16 protein-coding genes are annotated in these 16,100 nt (G+C 70.9%); 8 read left to right on the top strand and 8 right to left on the bottom strand.

Annotated features, from left to right (window positions below; genetic code table 11):
* Nucleotides 1-60: 60 nt before the first annotated feature.
* Genes yidD through rpmH form a run of 3 tightly spaced genes read right to left on the bottom strand, consistent with a single transcriptional unit; the run spans nucleotide 61 to nucleotide 885 of the window.
* Nucleotides 61-372, bottom strand: a complete 312-nt coding sequence (gene yidD, locus ABD262_RS13215; protein ID WP_344136837.1) for a membrane protein insertion efficiency factor YidD — start codon at nucleotides 370-372, stop codon at nucleotides 61-63.
* Nucleotides 369-737, bottom strand: a complete 369-nt coding sequence (gene rnpA, locus ABD262_RS13210; RefSeq protein WP_344136834.1) for a ribonuclease P protein component — start codon at nucleotides 735-737, stop codon at nucleotides 369-371. The genes yidD and rnpA overlap by 4 nt, the downstream gene beginning before the upstream one ends.
* Before the next feature lie 10 nt (nucleotides 738-747).
* A complete protein-coding gene (rpmH, locus tag ABD262_RS13205) occupies nucleotides 748-885 on the bottom strand; it encodes a 50S ribosomal protein L34 (protein ID WP_056882794.1) in 138 nt (45 codons plus the stop codon).
* 500 nt (nucleotides 886-1,385) lie between these two features.
* Between rpmH and dnaA the strand changes: the two genes are divergently transcribed.
* From dnaA to ABD262_RS13170, 7 genes are all read left to right on the top strand, one after another.
* Nucleotides 1,386-2,876 (top strand): chromosomal replication initiator protein DnaA, encoded by a 1,491-nt coding sequence (gene dnaA / locus ABD262_RS13200; protein ID WP_344136821.1) that lies wholly within the window; start codon nucleotides 1,386-1,388, stop codon nucleotides 2,874-2,876.
* 702 nt (nucleotides 2,877-3,578) lie between these two features.
* Nucleotides 3,579-4,712, top strand: coding sequence for a DNA polymerase III subunit beta (dnaN, locus tag ABD262_RS13195; protein ID WP_344136818.1), 1,134 nt, complete (start codon nucleotides 3,579-3,581; stop codon nucleotides 4,710-4,712).
* A gap of 109 nt (nucleotides 4,713-4,821) precedes the next feature.
* Nucleotides 4,822-5,946, top strand: a complete 1,125-nt coding sequence (gnd, locus tag ABD262_RS13190) for a phosphogluconate dehydrogenase (NAD(+)-dependent, decarboxylating) (RefSeq protein ID WP_344136816.1) — start codon at nucleotides 4,822-4,824, stop codon at nucleotides 5,944-5,946.
* Nucleotides 5,947-6,013: 67 nt separating this feature from the next.
* Complete coding sequence (gene recF, locus ABD262_RS13185; RefSeq protein WP_344136813.1) at nucleotides 6,014-7,216, top strand: DNA replication/repair protein RecF; 1,203 nt, start codon at nucleotides 6,014-6,016, stop codon at nucleotides 7,214-7,216.
* Nucleotides 7,209-7,808 carry a DciA family protein gene (locus ABD262_RS13180; protein ID WP_425564862.1) on the top strand — a complete coding sequence of 200 codons (600 nt, stop codon included), beginning with the start codon at nucleotides 7,209-7,211 and terminating at the stop codon, nucleotides 7,806-7,808. The genes recF and ABD262_RS13180 overlap by 8 nt, the downstream gene beginning before the upstream one ends.
* Nucleotides 7,809-7,833: 25 nt before the next feature.
* On the top strand, nucleotides 7,834-8,292 hold the full coding sequence (locus ABD262_RS13175) for an acyl-CoA thioesterase (protein ID WP_344136811.1): 459 nt from the start codon (nucleotides 7,834-7,836) through the stop codon (nucleotides 8,290-8,292).
* The gene (locus ABD262_RS13170) at nucleotides 8,292-9,395 is read left to right on the top strand and encodes an alcohol dehydrogenase catalytic domain-containing protein (protein WP_344136808.1); all 1,104 of its coding nucleotides are present in this window, start codon (nucleotides 8,292-8,294) and stop codon (nucleotides 9,393-9,395) included. Before ABD262_RS13175 ends, ABD262_RS13170 begins: the two co-directional genes overlap by 1 nt.
* Before the next feature lie 57 nt (nucleotides 9,396-9,452).
* Here ABD262_RS13170 and ABD262_RS13165 read toward each other — a convergent pair whose 3' ends face one another.
* A complete protein-coding gene (locus ABD262_RS13165) occupies nucleotides 9,453-10,109 on the bottom strand; it encodes a Crp/Fnr family transcriptional regulator (RefSeq protein WP_344136805.1) in 657 nt (218 codons plus the stop codon).
* Between the two features lie 190 nt (nucleotides 10,110-10,299).
* Between ABD262_RS13165 and ABD262_RS13160 the strand changes: the two genes are divergently transcribed.
* On the top strand, nucleotides 10,300-10,485 hold the full coding sequence (locus ABD262_RS13160; protein ID WP_344136802.1) for a hypothetical protein: 186 nt from the start codon (nucleotides 10,300-10,302) through the stop codon (nucleotides 10,483-10,485).
* Nucleotides 10,486-10,512: 27 nt separating this feature from the next.
* On the opposite strand, the gene ABD262_RS13155 is transcribed toward ABD262_RS13160, so the two are convergent.
* From ABD262_RS13155 to ABD262_RS13140, 4 genes are read right to left on the bottom strand one after another with little or no spacing between them, the layout of a single operon-like run.
* Nucleotides 10,513-12,078, bottom strand: coding sequence for a peptide ligase PGM1-related protein (locus ABD262_RS13155; protein WP_344136799.1), 1,566 nt, complete (start codon nucleotides 12,076-12,078; stop codon nucleotides 10,513-10,515).
* The gene (locus ABD262_RS13150; RefSeq protein ID WP_344136796.1) at nucleotides 12,075-13,205 is read right to left on the bottom strand and encodes a response regulator; all 1,131 of its coding nucleotides are present in this window, start codon (nucleotides 13,203-13,205) and stop codon (nucleotides 12,075-12,077) included. Before ABD262_RS13150 ends, ABD262_RS13155 begins: the two co-directional genes overlap by 4 nt.
* Nucleotides 13,202-13,585 carry a response regulator gene (locus ABD262_RS13145; RefSeq protein WP_344136793.1) on the bottom strand — a complete coding sequence of 128 codons (384 nt, stop codon included), beginning with the start codon at nucleotides 13,583-13,585 and terminating at the stop codon, nucleotides 13,202-13,204. The genes ABD262_RS13150 and ABD262_RS13145 overlap by 4 nt, the downstream gene beginning before the upstream one ends.
* Nucleotides 13,582-16,092, bottom strand: coding sequence for a response regulator (locus tag ABD262_RS13140; RefSeq protein WP_344136790.1), 2,511 nt, complete (start codon nucleotides 16,090-16,092; stop codon nucleotides 13,582-13,584). The genes ABD262_RS13145 and ABD262_RS13140 overlap by 4 nt, the downstream gene beginning before the upstream one ends.
* Nucleotides 16,093-16,100: the final 8 nt, after the last annotated feature.

Here is a 16,100-nt window from a genome sequence, read left to right as displayed (position 1 = left end):
CCGGTGGTTCCGATCGCACGGTGGGTATGCCGCGCGGCCGGCAGGTCTGGTGCCCGGCCGCTAGGCGGCGTGGGCGGGGGGTGCTGGCGGCTGGTCCTGCGACGGCCGCTGCGTCGCGCCCTCCGGTGCCTGGGCCTCCCGGGCGGGGACGTGGTCGACCCCACCGGCGGTCCACGGGTGGCACCTACCCAACCGCCGCAGCGCCAGCCAGGTTCCCTTGACTGGGCCGAAGCGACGGATGGCGGTGAGGGCGTAGGACGAGCAGGACGGGTAGTAGCGGCAGGTCGGGGGCGTCATCGGGGAGATGAAGCGCTGGTAGAACACCAGGAGCCCGATGAGGGGAGCCGCCGCCACGCGCTGGAGGGTGCTCACGACCGGTCCGCCCCCAGCCGCGCGGAGACCCGCGCCAGGAGCCCGTCGAGCTCGGCCGCCAGGGAAGCCGAGTTCGCTTGTGCTGCAACAGGATTCGCGCGGATCACCAGGTCCGTCCCGGCCGGCAACGCAGCGACGCGGGCCGCCATCAGGGCCCGCAGCCGTCGCTTGGTGCGGTTGCGGACGACCGCGTTGCCGACGGCCTTGGAGACAACAAAACCGACCCGCGGCGGTTGTCCCGCACGCGCGTCGGCCTGGTTGGCGTGGACCACGATCAGCGTGGAGCCAGCTCGGGCTCCCCTGGGCCCCCGGAAGGTGGCCGCGAAGTCCGAGCTCGCACGGAGCCGGTGCCCCGCGGGCAGCACGGGGTCGGCCTCAGGCGGAGAGCTCGGAGCGGCCCTTGGCGCGACGGGCCGACAGGATGGCGCGCCCCGCACGGGTGCGCATGCGCAGACGGAAGCCGTGGGTCTTGGCCCGACGACGGTTGTTCGGCTGGAAAGTACGCTTGCTCACGAGGATCTCCGTTACTGGTCAGGCCCGGGTGGCCTGCTGAGTGCTTGGGACGCCTGTTCGGCCGCAATCGGAGGCCCGCGCCTCGACCAACGGTGGACTCACCGACGATCCAGGGGCGTCACGGGCATGCGAAAACGGCCGACAGGCCTGGTCAAAGGTACGCGAGCGCGACGGGCAGGGTCAAACCAGCGCCGACCATGCGGCATACCTGGGGCTTTTAGCACTGCTCGTCCTGGTTGGGGAGGCAGACACGCCGACGTGACACACTGATTTCGGCCGGCGCAGGCCAATTTTCGGTCGTTTCGGTTGCCGAGCCGCCGCCGCTGTTGTTACCGTCCCTCCTCGTCCCGTTCCTTGCCCACAGGTTGTGGATAACCATGTGGACAAGGCATGCTGAGGACCGGCGGTCGAGCAGGAGCACACCAGCTCACCGGCATTGACCAGCACAGACCCTGCGACAGGGCAGATCAGCGAAGACCGTCGAAAGGGATGTGGGACCGGTGAGTGACACAGATCTGGACTTCACTCAGATCTGGCAGAACACCATCGCCACCCTCGACGCCGACGGCCTCCCCGCCCGGGAGCGCGCGTTCCTCACGCTGGCCCGGCTGGCCGGCCTGCTCGACGGCACCGCCCTCGTCAAGGTCCCGAACGACTACACCAAGGACGTCGTCGAGCAGCGGGTCCGCGACGCCGTCACCCGTGCGCTGTCCTCCCAGCTCGGGGAGCAGGTCCACCTCGCGGTGACCGTCGACACCTCGCTCGACGACTCCCAGCACACCGAGGACACCACGGGGTACGTCGACGAGACCGCCGCCACCCCGCTCGGTGCCCTGGGCTCCGACATCCACGCGGGCATGGGGGCGCCCGGCCAGGGTGACAACGTCTTCGCCCTGACCCCCGCGACCGAGCCCCAGCGGCGACCGCGCGACGAGGTCCCGAGCCTGACCGACGAGTCGGCCACCCGGCTCAACCCGAAGTACACCTTCGACACCTTCGTGATCGGCGCCAGCAACCGGTTCGCCCACGCGGCCGCGGTCGCGGTGGCCGAGGCGCCGGCCAAGGCGTACAACCCGCTGTTCGTCTACGGGGAGTCCGGGCTGGGCAAGACCCACCTCCTGCACGCGATCGGGCACTACGCGCGCAACCTCTACCCGCACGTCAAGGTGCGCTACGTGAACTCCGAGGAGTTCACCAACGACTTCATCAACAGCATCCGCGACGACAAGGCGAGCAACTTCCAGCGCCGCTACCGCGACGTCGACGTGCTGCTGATCGACGACATCCAGTTCCTCCAGGGCAAGGTGCAGACCCAGGAGGAGTTCTTCCACACGTTCAACACCCTGCACAACGCCAACAAGCAGGTCGTCATCACCAGTGACCTGCCGCCCAAGCTGCTCAGCGGCTTCGAGGAGCGGATGCGCAGCCGGTTCGAGTGGGGCCTGCTCACCGACGTCCAGCCCCCTGACCTCGAGACCCGCATCGCGATCCTGCGCAAGAAGGCCATCCAGGAGCGGATGAGCGCCCCCGACGAGGTGCTCGAGTTCATCGCCAGCCGGATCTCGACCAACATCCGCGAGCTGGAGGGCGCCCTCATCCGGGTCACCGCCTTCGCCAGCCTCAACCGCCAGAGCGTCGACATGGGCCTGGCCGAGATCGTGCTCAAGGACCTCATCCCCAACGAGCAGGGCTCGCAGATCACCAGCGCGACGATCATGGCCCAGACCGCGGCCTACTTCGGGCTCACCATCGAGGACCTGTGCGGCACGTCGCGCTCCCGGGTGCTGGTGACCGCGCGCCAGATCGCGATGTACCTGTGCCGCGAGCTGACCGACCTTTCGCTGCCGAAGATCGGCCAGCAGTTCGGCGGCCGCGACCACACGACCGTCATGCACGCCGACAAGAAGATCCGGCAGCTGATGGCCGAACGGCGGGCGATCTACAACCAGGTCACCGAGCTGACGAACCGGATCAAGCAGCAGTCCCGCTGACCGGCGCAGCGCTGTCGCGCCGGTTTCCCCAGTCCGGTCCCCAGGCCCTCGGGGCGTTCTCCACAGGGTTCTCCACAGCTGTGAAGGTTTGTTCACCCCTGCGTCATCTTCGCCGGGAGAGCGCTCTGGCGTGCTCGGACGAGCACGAACCACGCTCAGCAAAGGGACATTCACGGCACAGAGCCCATGGTCCACACCTGTGGACAACTCTGTGGGTATGTGTTCCCCGCCCACGACCATCGTCTGAAGGGATGATCTTTTCCCAAGGCCTGTGGACAACCGGTGGACAACGGGTGCACGGCGGCCTCGACACTGGGGAGAACCGGGCCACGGGGTGTGGAGACCGTGTGGGCGACCGGGACGCCTCCACAGCCCGGGCCAGCTTGTCCGCCCGGCCGTCCACCGTCCGTGCACACCGGACGCGCCGCGCTGACCTGCGCCGATGCGCGCCGTCCACAGGATCCACACCCCCTATGACAACTACTACCCCTCCCTAGTCATGGATCCAGCCCCGAGTACCAAACCTGGGGACCGACCTGCCAGGGAGACGAGAAAATGACACGACCCTCGACCTGCGAGATCCGGGCCAGCGGATTGCCCGATCCGGGTTGGCCGACCGCACGGTGAGCACTAGGGTCAGTCCGCAATCACATTCTTGAAGTTTTCAGCGGCGGGGCCGCACGCGAAGGGCAGGTAGTCACGGTGAAGTTCCGGGTCGAACGTGAGGTCCTCGCCGATGCCGTGACGTGGGTGGCCCGCGGCCTCCCGGCCCGTCCGCCGGTGCCGGTCCTCGCCGGAGTGCTGCTCGAGGCGAACGAAGAGGGCACCCTGACCCTCTCGGCCTTCGACTACGAGGTCTCCGCGAAGATCACCGTGGCGGCCGAGGTCGCCGAGGGTGGCACGGTCCTGGTGCTCGGCCGCCTGCTCGCCGACATCTCGCGCAACCTGCCGTCCAAGCCGGTCGACGTGGCCACCGAGGGCAACAAGGTCTCGGTCGTCTGCGGATCCTCGCGGTTCAGCCTGATGCAGATGCCGGCCGACGACTACCCGACCCTGCCGACCTCCCCGACCGCCAGCGGCACCATCGCCGGCGACGTGTTCACCCAGGCGGTCGCCCAGGTCTCGATCGCGGCCGACCGCGGCGACACCCTCCCGATCCTGACCGGCGTGCGCGTCGAGATCGACGGCGACAAGATGACCCTCCTCGCCACCGACCGCTACCGCCTCGCGATGCGCGAGCTGACCTGGAACCCCGAGGCCACCGACGCGAGCCACCTGGCGCTGGTCCCGGCCCGCACGCTCTCCGAGACGGCCAAGGCGCTCGGCGCCTCCGGCTCCATCGAGGTCGCGCTCGGCTCCTCCGCCGGGGGCGACGGCCTGGTCGGCTTCGAGGCCGGGCAGCGTCGCACCACCACCCGCCTGCTCGACGGCGAGTACCCGAAGGTCACCTCGATCTTCCCGACCAGCGTCGACACCGAGGCGGTCATCAAGACCAGCGAGCTCATCGAGGCCGTCAAGCGCGTCGCCCTCGTGGCCGAGCGCAACACCCCCGTGCGACTGAAGTTCACCGACGGCCAGGTCGCCATCGAGGCCGGCACCGGCGACGACGCCCAGGCCTCCGAGGCGGTCGAGTCGACCCTGACCGGGCCCGAGCTCGAGATCGCCTTCAACCCGCAGTTCCTGCTCGACGGGCTCGGCGCGGTCGGCACCGACTACTCGCGGTTCTCCTTCACCCAGCCCTCCCGGCCCGCCGTGCTGTCCGGCCAGGCCGAGCTCGACGGTGAGGCCGACACCTCGTACCGCTACGTGCTGATGCCGGTTCGCTTCGCGAGCTGACTGCCGCCGGGCGTAGCCTGAGCGGGCCGCATCCCGAGGTATGCCGCAGAGCCGGCTTCGCGGCATACCGCACCACCAACAGCTCCACCCATTCGAAAGGCGTCGCATCATGCAGCTCGGTCTGATCGGTCTCGGCAAGATGGGCGGCAACATGCGCGAGCGGATCCGCCGCGCGGGCCACGAGGTGGTGGGGTTCGACCGCAACCCGGCGGTGGCCGACGTCAAGTCGCTGGCCGCCCTGGTCAAGGCCCTCGACGCGCCCCGCACCGTCTGGGTGATGGTGCCGGCCGGTGCGCCGACCAGCGACACGGTGGCGCAGCTGGCCAAGCTGCTCGACAAGGGCGACCTGGTGATCGACGGCGGCAACAGCCGGTTCACCGATGACTTCGAGAACGAGAAGCTCTTGAAGGCCAAGGGAATCGGCTACCTCGACTGCGGCGTCAGCGGCGGCATCTGGGGTCTCGAGAACGGCTACGGCCTGATGGTCGGCGGGTCTGCTGCCAACGTGCGCAAGGCGATGCCGATCTTCGACGCGCTGCGACCCGAGGGCCCGCGCGAGGAGGGCTTCGTCCACGCCGGCAAGGTCGGCGCGGGCCACTACACGAAGATGGTGCACAACGGCATCGAGTACGGCCTGATGGCTGCCTACGCCGAGGGCTACGAGCTGCTCGAGGCCAAGGACATCGTCACCGACGTGCCGGGCGCCTTCAAGGCCTGGACCCGTGGCACGGTCGTCCGGTCCTGGTTGCTCGACCTGCTGGTCGACGCGCTCGAGAAGAACCCGCACCTCGAGGACGTCTCGGGCTACACCGTCGACTCCGGGGAGGGCCGCTGGACGGTCGAGGAGGCGATCGCCAACTCGGTGCCGATGCCCGTCATCTCCGCCTCGCTGTTCTCCCGGTTCGCGTCGCGCCAGCAGGAGTCGCCGACGATGCAGGCGGTCGCGGCGCTGCGTGGCGGCTTCGGCGGACACCAGGTCATGTCGGTCGCCGAGGGCGAGAAGCTGCGCGCCGAGGGTGCGCCGAAGCACGAGAAGGCGGTCGCGGCGAAGGCTGCCACCAGGGAGAAGCCCACGGCCAGCGCGGCCAAGGCGGCGGCCAAGGGGCGCAAGGCGGCCTCGGCCGGCCCGTCGTCCGGCACCGGGTCCACCTCCGGGGCCAAGTCGGGGTCGACCTCCGGGCCCACGTCCGGCACCGGGTCGACCCGCAAGCGCGCTGCCAAGAAGTCCAGCTGACCCAGCACACCGCCCCCGCCACGCACCCTGCCTGCGGCCGACCCCATGAGCACCTGATCGGGCGACCATGCACGTCCGTCACCTGACCGTCGCCGACTTCCGCAGCTACACCTCCGCCGAGCTGCCGCTCGAGCCCGGCGTCACCACGCTCGTCGGTCTCAACGGGCAGGGCAAGACCAACCTGGTCGAGGCGATCGGCTACCTCGCGACCCTGTCGAGCCACCGGGTCTCGACCGACCAGCCGCTCGTGCGCTTCGGGGCGGAGCAGGCGGTCATCCGGGGGGCGGTGATGCGCGACGGCCGCGAGACCATGCTCGAGCTGGAGCTGAACCCGGGCCGTGCCAACCGGGCCCGACTGGGCCGCTCGCCGGTGTCGCGGCCCCGCGACGTGCTCGGCACCCTGCGCACCGTGCTCTTTGCTCCCGAGGACCTCGCCCTGGTCAAGGGTGACCCCTCGGAACGGCGGCGGTTCCTCGATGACCTGCTCGTCGCGAGGCAGCCCCGGTGGGCCGGCGTGCGCAGCGACTACGACAAGGCCCTCAAGCAACGCAACGCCCTGTTGAAGTCGGCACAACCGTTGCTACGCAAGGGATCTCGACGCAGATCGCCGGCTCGTCCGGCCGACGAGCCGGCCGATGACGCACGCGCGTCCGCCCTGCACACCCTCGACGTGTGGAACGACCACCTGGCCGCGGTCGGGTCGCAGCTCCTCTACGCACGGCTACGGCTGCTGCGCGACCTCGGCCCCTACCTCGCCAAGGCCTACGACGAGGTCAGCGCCGGACAGTCCGACGCCCGGGTCGCGTACAAGAGCAGCCTGCGTGAGCCGGCGGCCGCGTCGCTGGCCGCCGGCGAGGTCCCCGAGATCGACGCCCTGCGCGCCGAGCTGCTGGCCACCTTCGAGGAGGTGCGCGACAAGGAGGTCGAGCGAGGGATCTCCCTGGTCGGACCGCACCGCGACGACCTCGTGCTGTCGCTGGGCGAGCTGCCCGCGAAGGGCTACGCCAGCCACGGCGAGAGCTGGTCCTTCGCGCTGGGACTCAAGCTGGCGGCATACCAGCTGCTGCGGCACGACCTCGGCGAGGACCCGGTGCTGATCCTCGACGACGTGTTCGCCGAGCTCGACACGGGGCGGCGGGAGCGGCTGGCCGCGATGGTCGCCGACTGCGAGCAGGTGCTGATCACCGCCGCCGTCGACGCCGACGTGCCCAAGAGCCTGGTCGGCCAGACCTTCACGGTCACGCTCGGCGAAGTGGCGCGGCGTGCCTGACGAGCTGCCGGAGGACGGTCGGGGGCCTGACGCGGACGACGGCGCCGCGGAGCAGGCTGACCCCGACTCACGTGCTGACCCCGACCTGCTCGACGACACCATCCTGGTCGACGACGCGGCCGAGGCCGCCCTGCTCCGGGCCCGTGCCGCGGCGCGCGAGAAGGGTCTGCGACCGGGCCTGAAACCCATGCGCCGCAGGCAGATCGGGCGCCCTACCCCCGGCGCCCCCACGGACCGTCGCGACCCGCTGCTCCTGGGCGACCAGATGGACCGGCTGATGGCCGACCGCGGGTGGAAGGTCGACGTCGCGGTGGGCTCGGTGATGGGGCGCTGGCCCGACATCGTCGGGGAGGAGGTGGCGCAGCACTGCACCCCGGTCACGTTCGAGTTCGGGGTCCTCACCGTGCGGGCCGACTCCACGGCCTGGGCGACCCAGCTCAAGCTGCTGGAGTCGTCGATCATGACGCGCCTCGAGGGCGAGGTCGGCAAGGACACCGTGACCGCCCTCAAGATCGTGGGGCCGAGCGCCCCGTCGTGGTCCAAGGGACCGCGCCGCTCGCAGGGACCGGGGCCGCGGGACACCTACGGGTGAGCCGCCACCTGCCTAGGATCGGACCATGACGGCCGACGCCGACCGAGCCCTGGACCGGTCGCTGACCCGCGACCACTTCGACCACGTCACCCGGGTGACCACGCGCTGGTCGGACAACGACATGTACGGCCACCTCAACAACGCCGTCTACTACGAGCTCTTCGACTCGGCGATCAACGCCTGGCTGATCACCGGGACCGGCGTCGACGCGCTGGCGCTGCCAGAGCTCGGGGTCGTCGCCGAGTCGGGCTGCCGCTTCTTCCGCGAGCTCGAGTACCCCCGTCCGCTGGACGTCGCGGTGCGGGTGGAGCGCCTCGGCCGCAGCAGCATCACCTACGCACTCGGCCTCTTCGACGCCGACGACCCGGCGATCGCTGCCCTCGGCCACTGGGTGCACGTCTACATCGACCGCGACTCCCGCGCGACCGTCCCCATCCCGCCGGTGCTGCGCGACCTGCTCGAGCGAGCCGTGGCCGAGCGCTGATGCAGATCACCGGCGCCGTCCTCGAGGAGGTCGGCCGCACCTCGCCCTTTGCGGAGAGTCGACCCCTCGCGGTCGGTCGGCTCGACCTTGCCGCTCCCGAGGCGGGCGAGGTGCTCGTGCGGATCGAGGCCGCCGGGGTCTGCCACTCCGACCTGTCCGTGGTCGACGGCAACCGGGCCCGACCGGTGCCGATGCTGCTCGGCCACGAGGCGGCGGGTCGCGTCGAGCTGCTCGGCCCCGGGGTGACCGACCTCCGGGTCGGCCAGCGCGTGGTGATGACCTTCCTGCCGCGGTGCGGCGAGTGCGCCGGCTGTGCCACTGCAGGCCGGATCCCGTGTGGGCCCGGCTCCGCGAGCAACAGCTCCGGGGAGCTGCTCGGCGGTGGCCGACGGCTGTCTCGCGACGGCACCCCCGTGCACCACCACCTCGGGGTGTCGGCCTTCGCGACGCACGCGGTGGTCGACACCCGGTCGGTGGTCGTGGTGGACGACGACGTGCCGCCGGCGGTGGCCGCGGTGCTCGGGTGCGCCGTGCTGACCGGCGGTGGCGCGCTGCTCAACGCCGCGCCACCCGAAGCCGGCCAGGACGTCATGGTGATCGGTCTCGGCGGGGTGGGGATGGCGGCGCTGCTCACCGCCGTCGCGCTGGGCACCGGCGCGGTGGTCGCCGTCGACGCGGTGGCAGCCAAGCGCGAGCAGGCGCTCGAGCTCGGCGCGGTGCAGGCGTTGAGCCCCGACGAGCTGGCCGCCAGCGGGACCACCGCCGACGTCGTGGTCGAGGCGGCCGGCACCGTGCGGGCCTTCGAGGCTGCCGTCGCGGCGACCGCACCCGGGGGTCGGACCGTGACGGTCGGGCTCCCCCACCCGGACGCCCGGGCCAGCATCTCGCCGCTGGCGCTGGTCGCCCAGGCGAAGACGGTGATCGGCAGCTACCTGGGCTCGGCCGTCCCGTCGCGCGACATCCCCGTCCTCGCCCAGTGGTGGCGCGACGGTCGGCTGCCCGTCGAGGCCCTGGTGTCGGCGCGGATCGGCCTCGACGACGTCAACCACGCGATGGACGAGCTGGCCGCCGGCCGGGCGGTCCGACAGGTCATCGAGCTCTAGCGCCGCGGGCGACACCGACGCCGCGGACAACCGTGGCCGAGGCCGTCCTCGACGGGGTCACCGGTCCTTGCGTTGCAGGCCCGTCCGGTCGACGACATCGACCTGTCCCCGCCGCAGCCGGACCAGGCCATCGGCCTCCAGGGCGCGTAGCACGCGGTTGGTCGACGGGCGGGTCGCGCCGGCAAGCTCGGCGATGTCGGTCTGGGTGAGCGGGATGACGACAGGTTGGTCGGCGCCGGTCTCGTACTGCTCGCACAGGTCGAGGAGCCGACGCACGACCCTGCGGTCGGTGGGCAGGAACAGCGCCTCGAGGAGGTGGTCGGACAGTCGCTTCACCCGCGCGGCCAGGAGCGTGGCCAGCTGGGTCTGGATCTCGGGATGGCGTTCACACAGCCGGGCGAACTCGGCGAAGGTCAGGCTGAGGGTCGTCGTGGGCTCGAGGGCGCTCACTGTCGAGCTGCGGCGCTGGGCCGTCGACACCACGGCCACGTCGCCGAGGGCCCGGCCCGGGCCGATGACCCGGAAGGCGACCGAGTCACCCATGGGGGAGGTGCGCCGAGCCATCACCCGGCCCTGCGCGATGAAGTGCACCGTGTCGGCGGGGTCTCCCTCGTGGAAGAGGATCTCGCCGCGCTTGAACTGACGGCGCCTCGCCATGGCCAGGACCTCACGGCGCTCCCCCTCGGTCAGGTCCCGAAGCAGCTGCCACTCCATGACTCAGTGCACCACATGCGGCTCGGCGTGTCGGCGCTGTCGGCGCTGTCGGCGCCGTCGGCGCCGTCGGCCGAGTGTCACCACGAGCACACCCGCTCCGTACGCCAGTGCACAGACCGTCGCGCCGCCAGCCGGGACCGTGGAGTGACCACCCCGGAAGCGCCGGGAGGGACGGACGAAGGAGGAGGTCATGAACCGGAACCGTCGACACCACCCCGATCTGGCCCACCACCACCCGGTCGTGCACAAGGTGCGCGGGAAGTGGGTGTGGTCCTGCGACTGCGGGAGCGCGTCCTGCCGCACCGACGTGACCCAGCTGGACTGGCACCAGGTCGTCGTCGAGGCCTTGCGGCACGCCACCACGATCGCTGCCTGAGCTCATGACGCGCTCGGGGCCACCCCCTCAGGGGAGTGATCTGGGGGTGGCGGCGGAGCGGGCCTCGGAGAGGAGGATCCGCTCCGCCCGGTCGTAGCACTCCTGCGCCTTGGCTGCGGTGTCTCCCACTGCCGTCATCCCGACCCGGCCCGCCTCCGTGACGGAGCTGATCATGTGGAACACGACGCCGGTCTGGCTGGCGGGGTCGAAGTGCAGCCCGGTGCGCGCCACGACGTCGAAGAGGTCGTTCACGCGGAGTCCTCGCAGGCTCGGGTCCTCGAGGTGGTCGGTGGCGACGAGGTGCTTCTCCCGACCCGCCGGGGTCGTGAACAGGGCGGTCTGGCTGTCGTAGCGGCCGTTGGTGAGGAACTGCAGGGTGAGGAATGGGTGCGTGGTCCCACCCTTGCGCAGGTTGACCTCGATCGCGTACGAGTCCCACCCGGCGCCACGCCGGACGACGACGAAGTCGATCGCGAACCGTCCGAGCACGCCGAGCTCGGCCAGCCGGGCCCCCACCGCGCTCGCCTGCCGGGTGATGGTGCCGGCGTACTCGGGGTCGGCCGGGAACCGACACCCGAGGTAGGACTGTCCTGTGGGCCCGCCGAGGATCTGGTCGTGCGTCGACAGCACCTCCACCTCCCCGAGGGGGGTGATCCGGAGCTGAACGCTCGGACTGAGCACCTCCTCGCCGAGGATCCGTTCCTCGACGATGCCGGCGCGCTCGGCGAACTTCGCGAAGTACAGGTCGTGCGTGACGGTCTTGCCCTCGAGCTCCATCGTCCGCACCCGGTCCTCCAGCTCGGCCCGCTCCGACGTCGAGCCGGTGGGTGGGAGCCCACGGAGGTCGACGAGGGCGTTCCCGGCACCGGCCACCCCCTCGTTCAGCTTCACCATCGCCTCCTCGACGCCGGGGCGGCGAGCACGCAGCTTGGCCAGGGAGTCCACGATGGCGTCGACCGACCGGAGGTCCTCGAAACCCGCCGGGTAGTCCACGCCGGCCTCGTCGAACAGGCGCCGGCACCCGGTCTTGGTGCCCAGCGCGAAGTGCCTCGGGTCGGCTCCGTACATGGGGATGCCGAGCTCGAGGGCGAGGTCCCGCTCCAGGGTGGTGGTCGTGTAGGGCACGAGGTGCGACCGGCTGCGGTCGGGGATGAGGGCGCCGATGTCTGCCAGGAGGCGGGGCCGCTCCAGCAGCTTCTCGGTGAGGGGTCGCGGCGTGAGGTCTCCCACCGACACCAGCGACAGGCGGGCGCGGGCATGGCTGGGGATCACCCCGGGCAGGAGGGCGAGGTAGTACTCGACGATCGCCGGGTCGACCGGGCCCGACGTCACGTAGACCATGCGCAGCCGAGGCTGCCGCAGCAGCAGCAACAGGAACAGGTAGCGCTCCTCCATGGCCTGGTTGACCGCACCCCCTTTGGCCGTGACGCGGTCGAGGGACACCGACGGGACCACCACGACGGACTCGCCCGGCTCGTTGAGCCGCATCGACCTCCAGACCGAGGGCAGCCGGCCCTGCAGCCGGTCGTATGCCGCGTTGCGCTCGTCCTCGTCGAGCTCGGCCAGCGGGCGGGAGACGTCGAGCGAGGTCATGGCGTGACCCGCGCGGCGTCGAGGCCGAGGATGTCGAACACCTCGACCGGCCTGGTGATGCCGCGCAGCTCCATCGGTCCGAGCGAGCGGGTCACCGCGACCTCGGCCGCTCCGGTCACGACCCGCTGGGTGGCGAGGATCTGGCCCGCCTGGGCCTGGGCCGACAGCCGCGCGCTGACGTTGGTCACGGTGCCGATCGCCGCATAGTCGTAGCGCCCTTCGAAACCCACCCGGCCGAGCGTGGCGTAGCCCTGGGCGATGCCGACGCCGAACCCGAGCTCGTGCCCGTGGCTGCGCCACCCCTCCGCGAGCTCTGCCACGCGGCCCCGCATCGCCACGGCCATCCGCACTGCCCGCTCCGGTGCGTCGGGGCACGGGATCGGGTCGTTGAAGAAGACGAGGAGCCCATCGCCGGCAAAGTGCTCGAGGGTGCCCTCGAACCGGAAGACCAGGTCCCCGAGTGCCTGGTGGTACTCCCGCAGGACCGAGATCACCTCCTCGGGCTCGGCCGTCTCGGCGAAGCTGGTGAAGCCACGCAGGTCGCAGTAGACCGCCGTGATCTCGCTGCGGTGGCTCTGCAGGAACCCGTCGTCGCCACTTTCCACGACCAGCCCTGCCACCTGGGGCGACAGGAACCGGCGCAGCCGACCGACCCGCTCCAGCTCGGTCACCTGGGCCGCCACCTTGGCCTCGAGCTCACGGTTCCAGTCGGCCAGCTCGGCAGCCTGTCGCTCGATGGTGTCGTGGTACCTCTTCACGCGCACCAGTGACCGCACCCGTGCCAACAGCTCGGCCTGCTCGAACGGTTTGGTCAGGAAGTCGTCCGCGCCGGCCTCGATGGCACGCAGCTTCTGCTCCTGACCACTGGCGGTCACCATCACCACCGGGAGGAACGACGTGGCCGGGTTGGCGCGGATCTGCCGACAGGTCTCGTAGCCGTCGATCCCCGGCATGAGGATGTCGAGCAGCACGAGGTCGGGGACCTGTCTGGACAACCACGCGAGCGCTTCCTCGCCTGAGGCGGCGGTGTGGACGACGAAGCCTCGTGGGGTGAGGACCGCGTCCATCAGCTTGACGTTCTGGGGCAGGTCGTCGACCACCAGGATCACGGCATCGTCGGTCGTCATCGGGGGTCCTCCGTTCTGAGGTGGGCGCGTACCTGGTCGGCGAAGGTGCGGACACTGATCGGCTTCTCGAGGTAGCCGTCGAACCCCGCCGCCAGGGCACGGTCACGGTCCTGCGCCATGGCGAAGGCGGTCAGGGCCACGACCGGGATGTGCCCCGTGGAGGAGTCGGCGCGAAGCAGCGACAGGGCCGCGTGGCCGTCGATGCCGGGCAGCTGGAGGTCCATGAGGATGACATCCGGGGCGCGGCTCTGGGCCGTGGCGACGGCCTCCTCACCGGTGGTCGCCACGAGGACGGTGAACCCGGCATACTCCAGCACGTCTCGCGCGAGCTTGAGGTTGCGTTCGTTGTCCTCGACGAGGAGGACGACCCAGCTGGTCATCCCGCCTCCCGCCCGCGGGACCGGACCGGTCCGGCGGTGATCTGGGCCAGTCGCACGGCGAGGAGCCCGAGATCGACGGCGCTCTTGGACGTGACGAACTCGATCCGCCCGTCGAGCAGCTCGCGGTCCCGGGCCGTGAGTGTCTTGGCCGTGAGGACCACGACCGGGACCGAGGCGGTCTGCGGGTCGGACCGGAGCAGGTCGACCACCTCGAAGCCGTCGGTCTCCGGCATGAGCAGGTCGACCAGGACCACTGAAGGTCGGTGCGCCCGGATGAGCGACACCGCGACGTCCGGAGTGGTGCAGGTGTGCACCACCCACCCGGCCGGCTCGAGGGCGAGCCGCACCAGCTCCAGCGCCAGGGGGTCGTCGTCGACGAACACGGCCACCTTGCGCGCGGTCTGGTCGACCGGGAGCGCGACGAGCCGACGCAGGGCCGCGAGCAGGTCGTCCCGCGCCACGGGTTTGACGAGGTAGTCGGACGCGCCGAGGGCGAAGCCGCGCCCGCGCTCGTGGATGACCGAGACCACCACCACGGGGGTGGACGCCGTGTGGGGGTCGCCCTTGATCGCACCCAGGACGTCCCAGCCGTCCATCCCCGGGAGCCGGATGTCGAGGATCACCGCGGCCGGGGCCAGCTCACGCACCGCAGCCAGCCCGGCCGGTCCGTCGGGGACCGCAACGGGTCGCAGCCCGGCTGCCTCCAGGTGCAGCGACAGCAGCTCGGCCGAGCTGCGGTCGTCCTCGACGACCACCACCACCGGACGGTCGTCGCCGGTCTCGGCTGAGCGCTCGGGCAGCGCGGTCGCGAGGGCGCCCCGGTCGAGGGGGAGCGAGAAGCCGAACGTGCTGCCGTGGCCGACCTCGCTGTCCAGCCACAGCCGGCCACCGTGGAGCTCGACGATCCGCTTGGTGAGCGTGAGCCCGAGGCCGGTGCCCTCGATCTGTCGCGCGGTGCGTCCCCCCTGCTGGAACGAGTCGAAGATCCGCTGCTGGTCGGCGGGCTCGATGCCCATCCCGGTGTCCGACACCGTGATCTCCAGGTCGCCGTCAACCGTGCGGGCCCGTACCTCCACCCGCCCCCCGTCGGGGGTGAACTTCACCGCGTTGCTGAGCAGGTTGAGCAGGACCTGCTTGAAGCGGAGCTCGTCGGCTCGCACGACGTCGACGTCGGGCGCCACCTCCCGGTGCAGCGTGATGTCGTGTGCCGCCGCCCGCTCGCGCACCATCGACAGGGCGTAGTCGACCGTCTCGGCGACGTCGAACTCGGTCGGGTCGAGCTCCATGTGGCCGGCCTCCACCTTGCTCAGGTCGAGGACGTCGTTCAGGAGGGCGAGCAGGTGCCGTCCCGAGTTCAGGATGTCGCGGAGGTAGTCCTCCTGGCGCTCGTTGAGGTCGCCGAACATCCGCTCGAGCAGCACCTCGGAGAAGCCGATCACTGCGTTCAGGGGCGTACGCAGCTCGTGCGACATGCTGGCCAGGAACTCGGACTTGTGCTGGCTGGCCTCGGCCAGCTCGGCGCTCTGGAGCTCCAGCTGCTGGTAGAGCCGGGCGTTGGTGAGGGCGATCGTGGACTGGCTCGCGAACGCCTCCAGCACCGAACAGGTCTCGTCGCTGAGCAAGCCGGGCACCTTGCGCCGCACGACCATGGCGCCCACGACCCGGTCCGACCGCACCATCGGTACCGCGGCGACCGATCGCCACCCCGCGGCATACAGGACCGACAGGTGAGGGTCGCGGTCCACCAGGGACAGGTCCTCGATCTGCTGTGGCGAGCGCTCGAGGCAGGCCCGGCCCACGAAGGTCTCGTCGATGTGGATCCTGGTCCCTCGCAACGCCTCCACGACGTCCGGCTCGGTGCCGGAGGTGGTGCGTACGGAGAACAGCTGGGTCTGCTCGTCGTACTCCATCAGGGAGCCGCCGTCGGTGCCCGAGAGCTCGACCGCGAGGCTGACGATCGTCGTCAGGACCTCGTCGACGTCCAAGCTGGAGCTGACCGCCTCCCCCACCTCGGCGAGCGCCTCGAGCTGGTCGACCCGCCTGGCGAGCTCGGCCCGGCCGGCCTGCAGCTCCTGCACCAGGCGGACTCCGTTGATGGCGAGGGCCGCCTGGCCGGCAAAGGCCGTCACGATGGTCATCTCGCGGTCGGCGAAGGGGCTGACCTGGTTGCGCCACAGCACCAGGGCCCCGACGACCTGGTCGTCGACGACCAGCGGCGCGCCCATGGTGGTCCGGAACCCCGCGACGCGCTGGAGGTCCAGGCGGCCGTACTCCGGGTCGGCCACCACGTCGTCGATCTGCTGGGCCCGGCGGTCCAGCGCGACCCGACCCATGAGGGTGTCGCGATCCAGCGGCAGGGGGTGCTCGGCGATGTAGGCGATCGCCTCGTCGCTGATGCCGACCGCCTTGATCAGCTGGAAGACGTGTTCGTCGTCGAGGAGGCAGAGCTGCGCGGCATCCGAGCGGCACAGTCGGCGCGCGCTGTCCACGATCGTGGTGAGGACCATCTCGGGAT

This window comes from Pedococcus bigeumensis (assembly GCF_039531795.1).
Lineage (GTDB): Bacteria > Actinomycetota > Actinomycetes > Actinomycetales > Dermatophilaceae > Pedococcus > Pedococcus bigeumensis.
The sequence above is the reverse complement of the archived record's forward strand: the minus strand, read 5'-3'. Positions and strand labels throughout refer to the sequence as shown.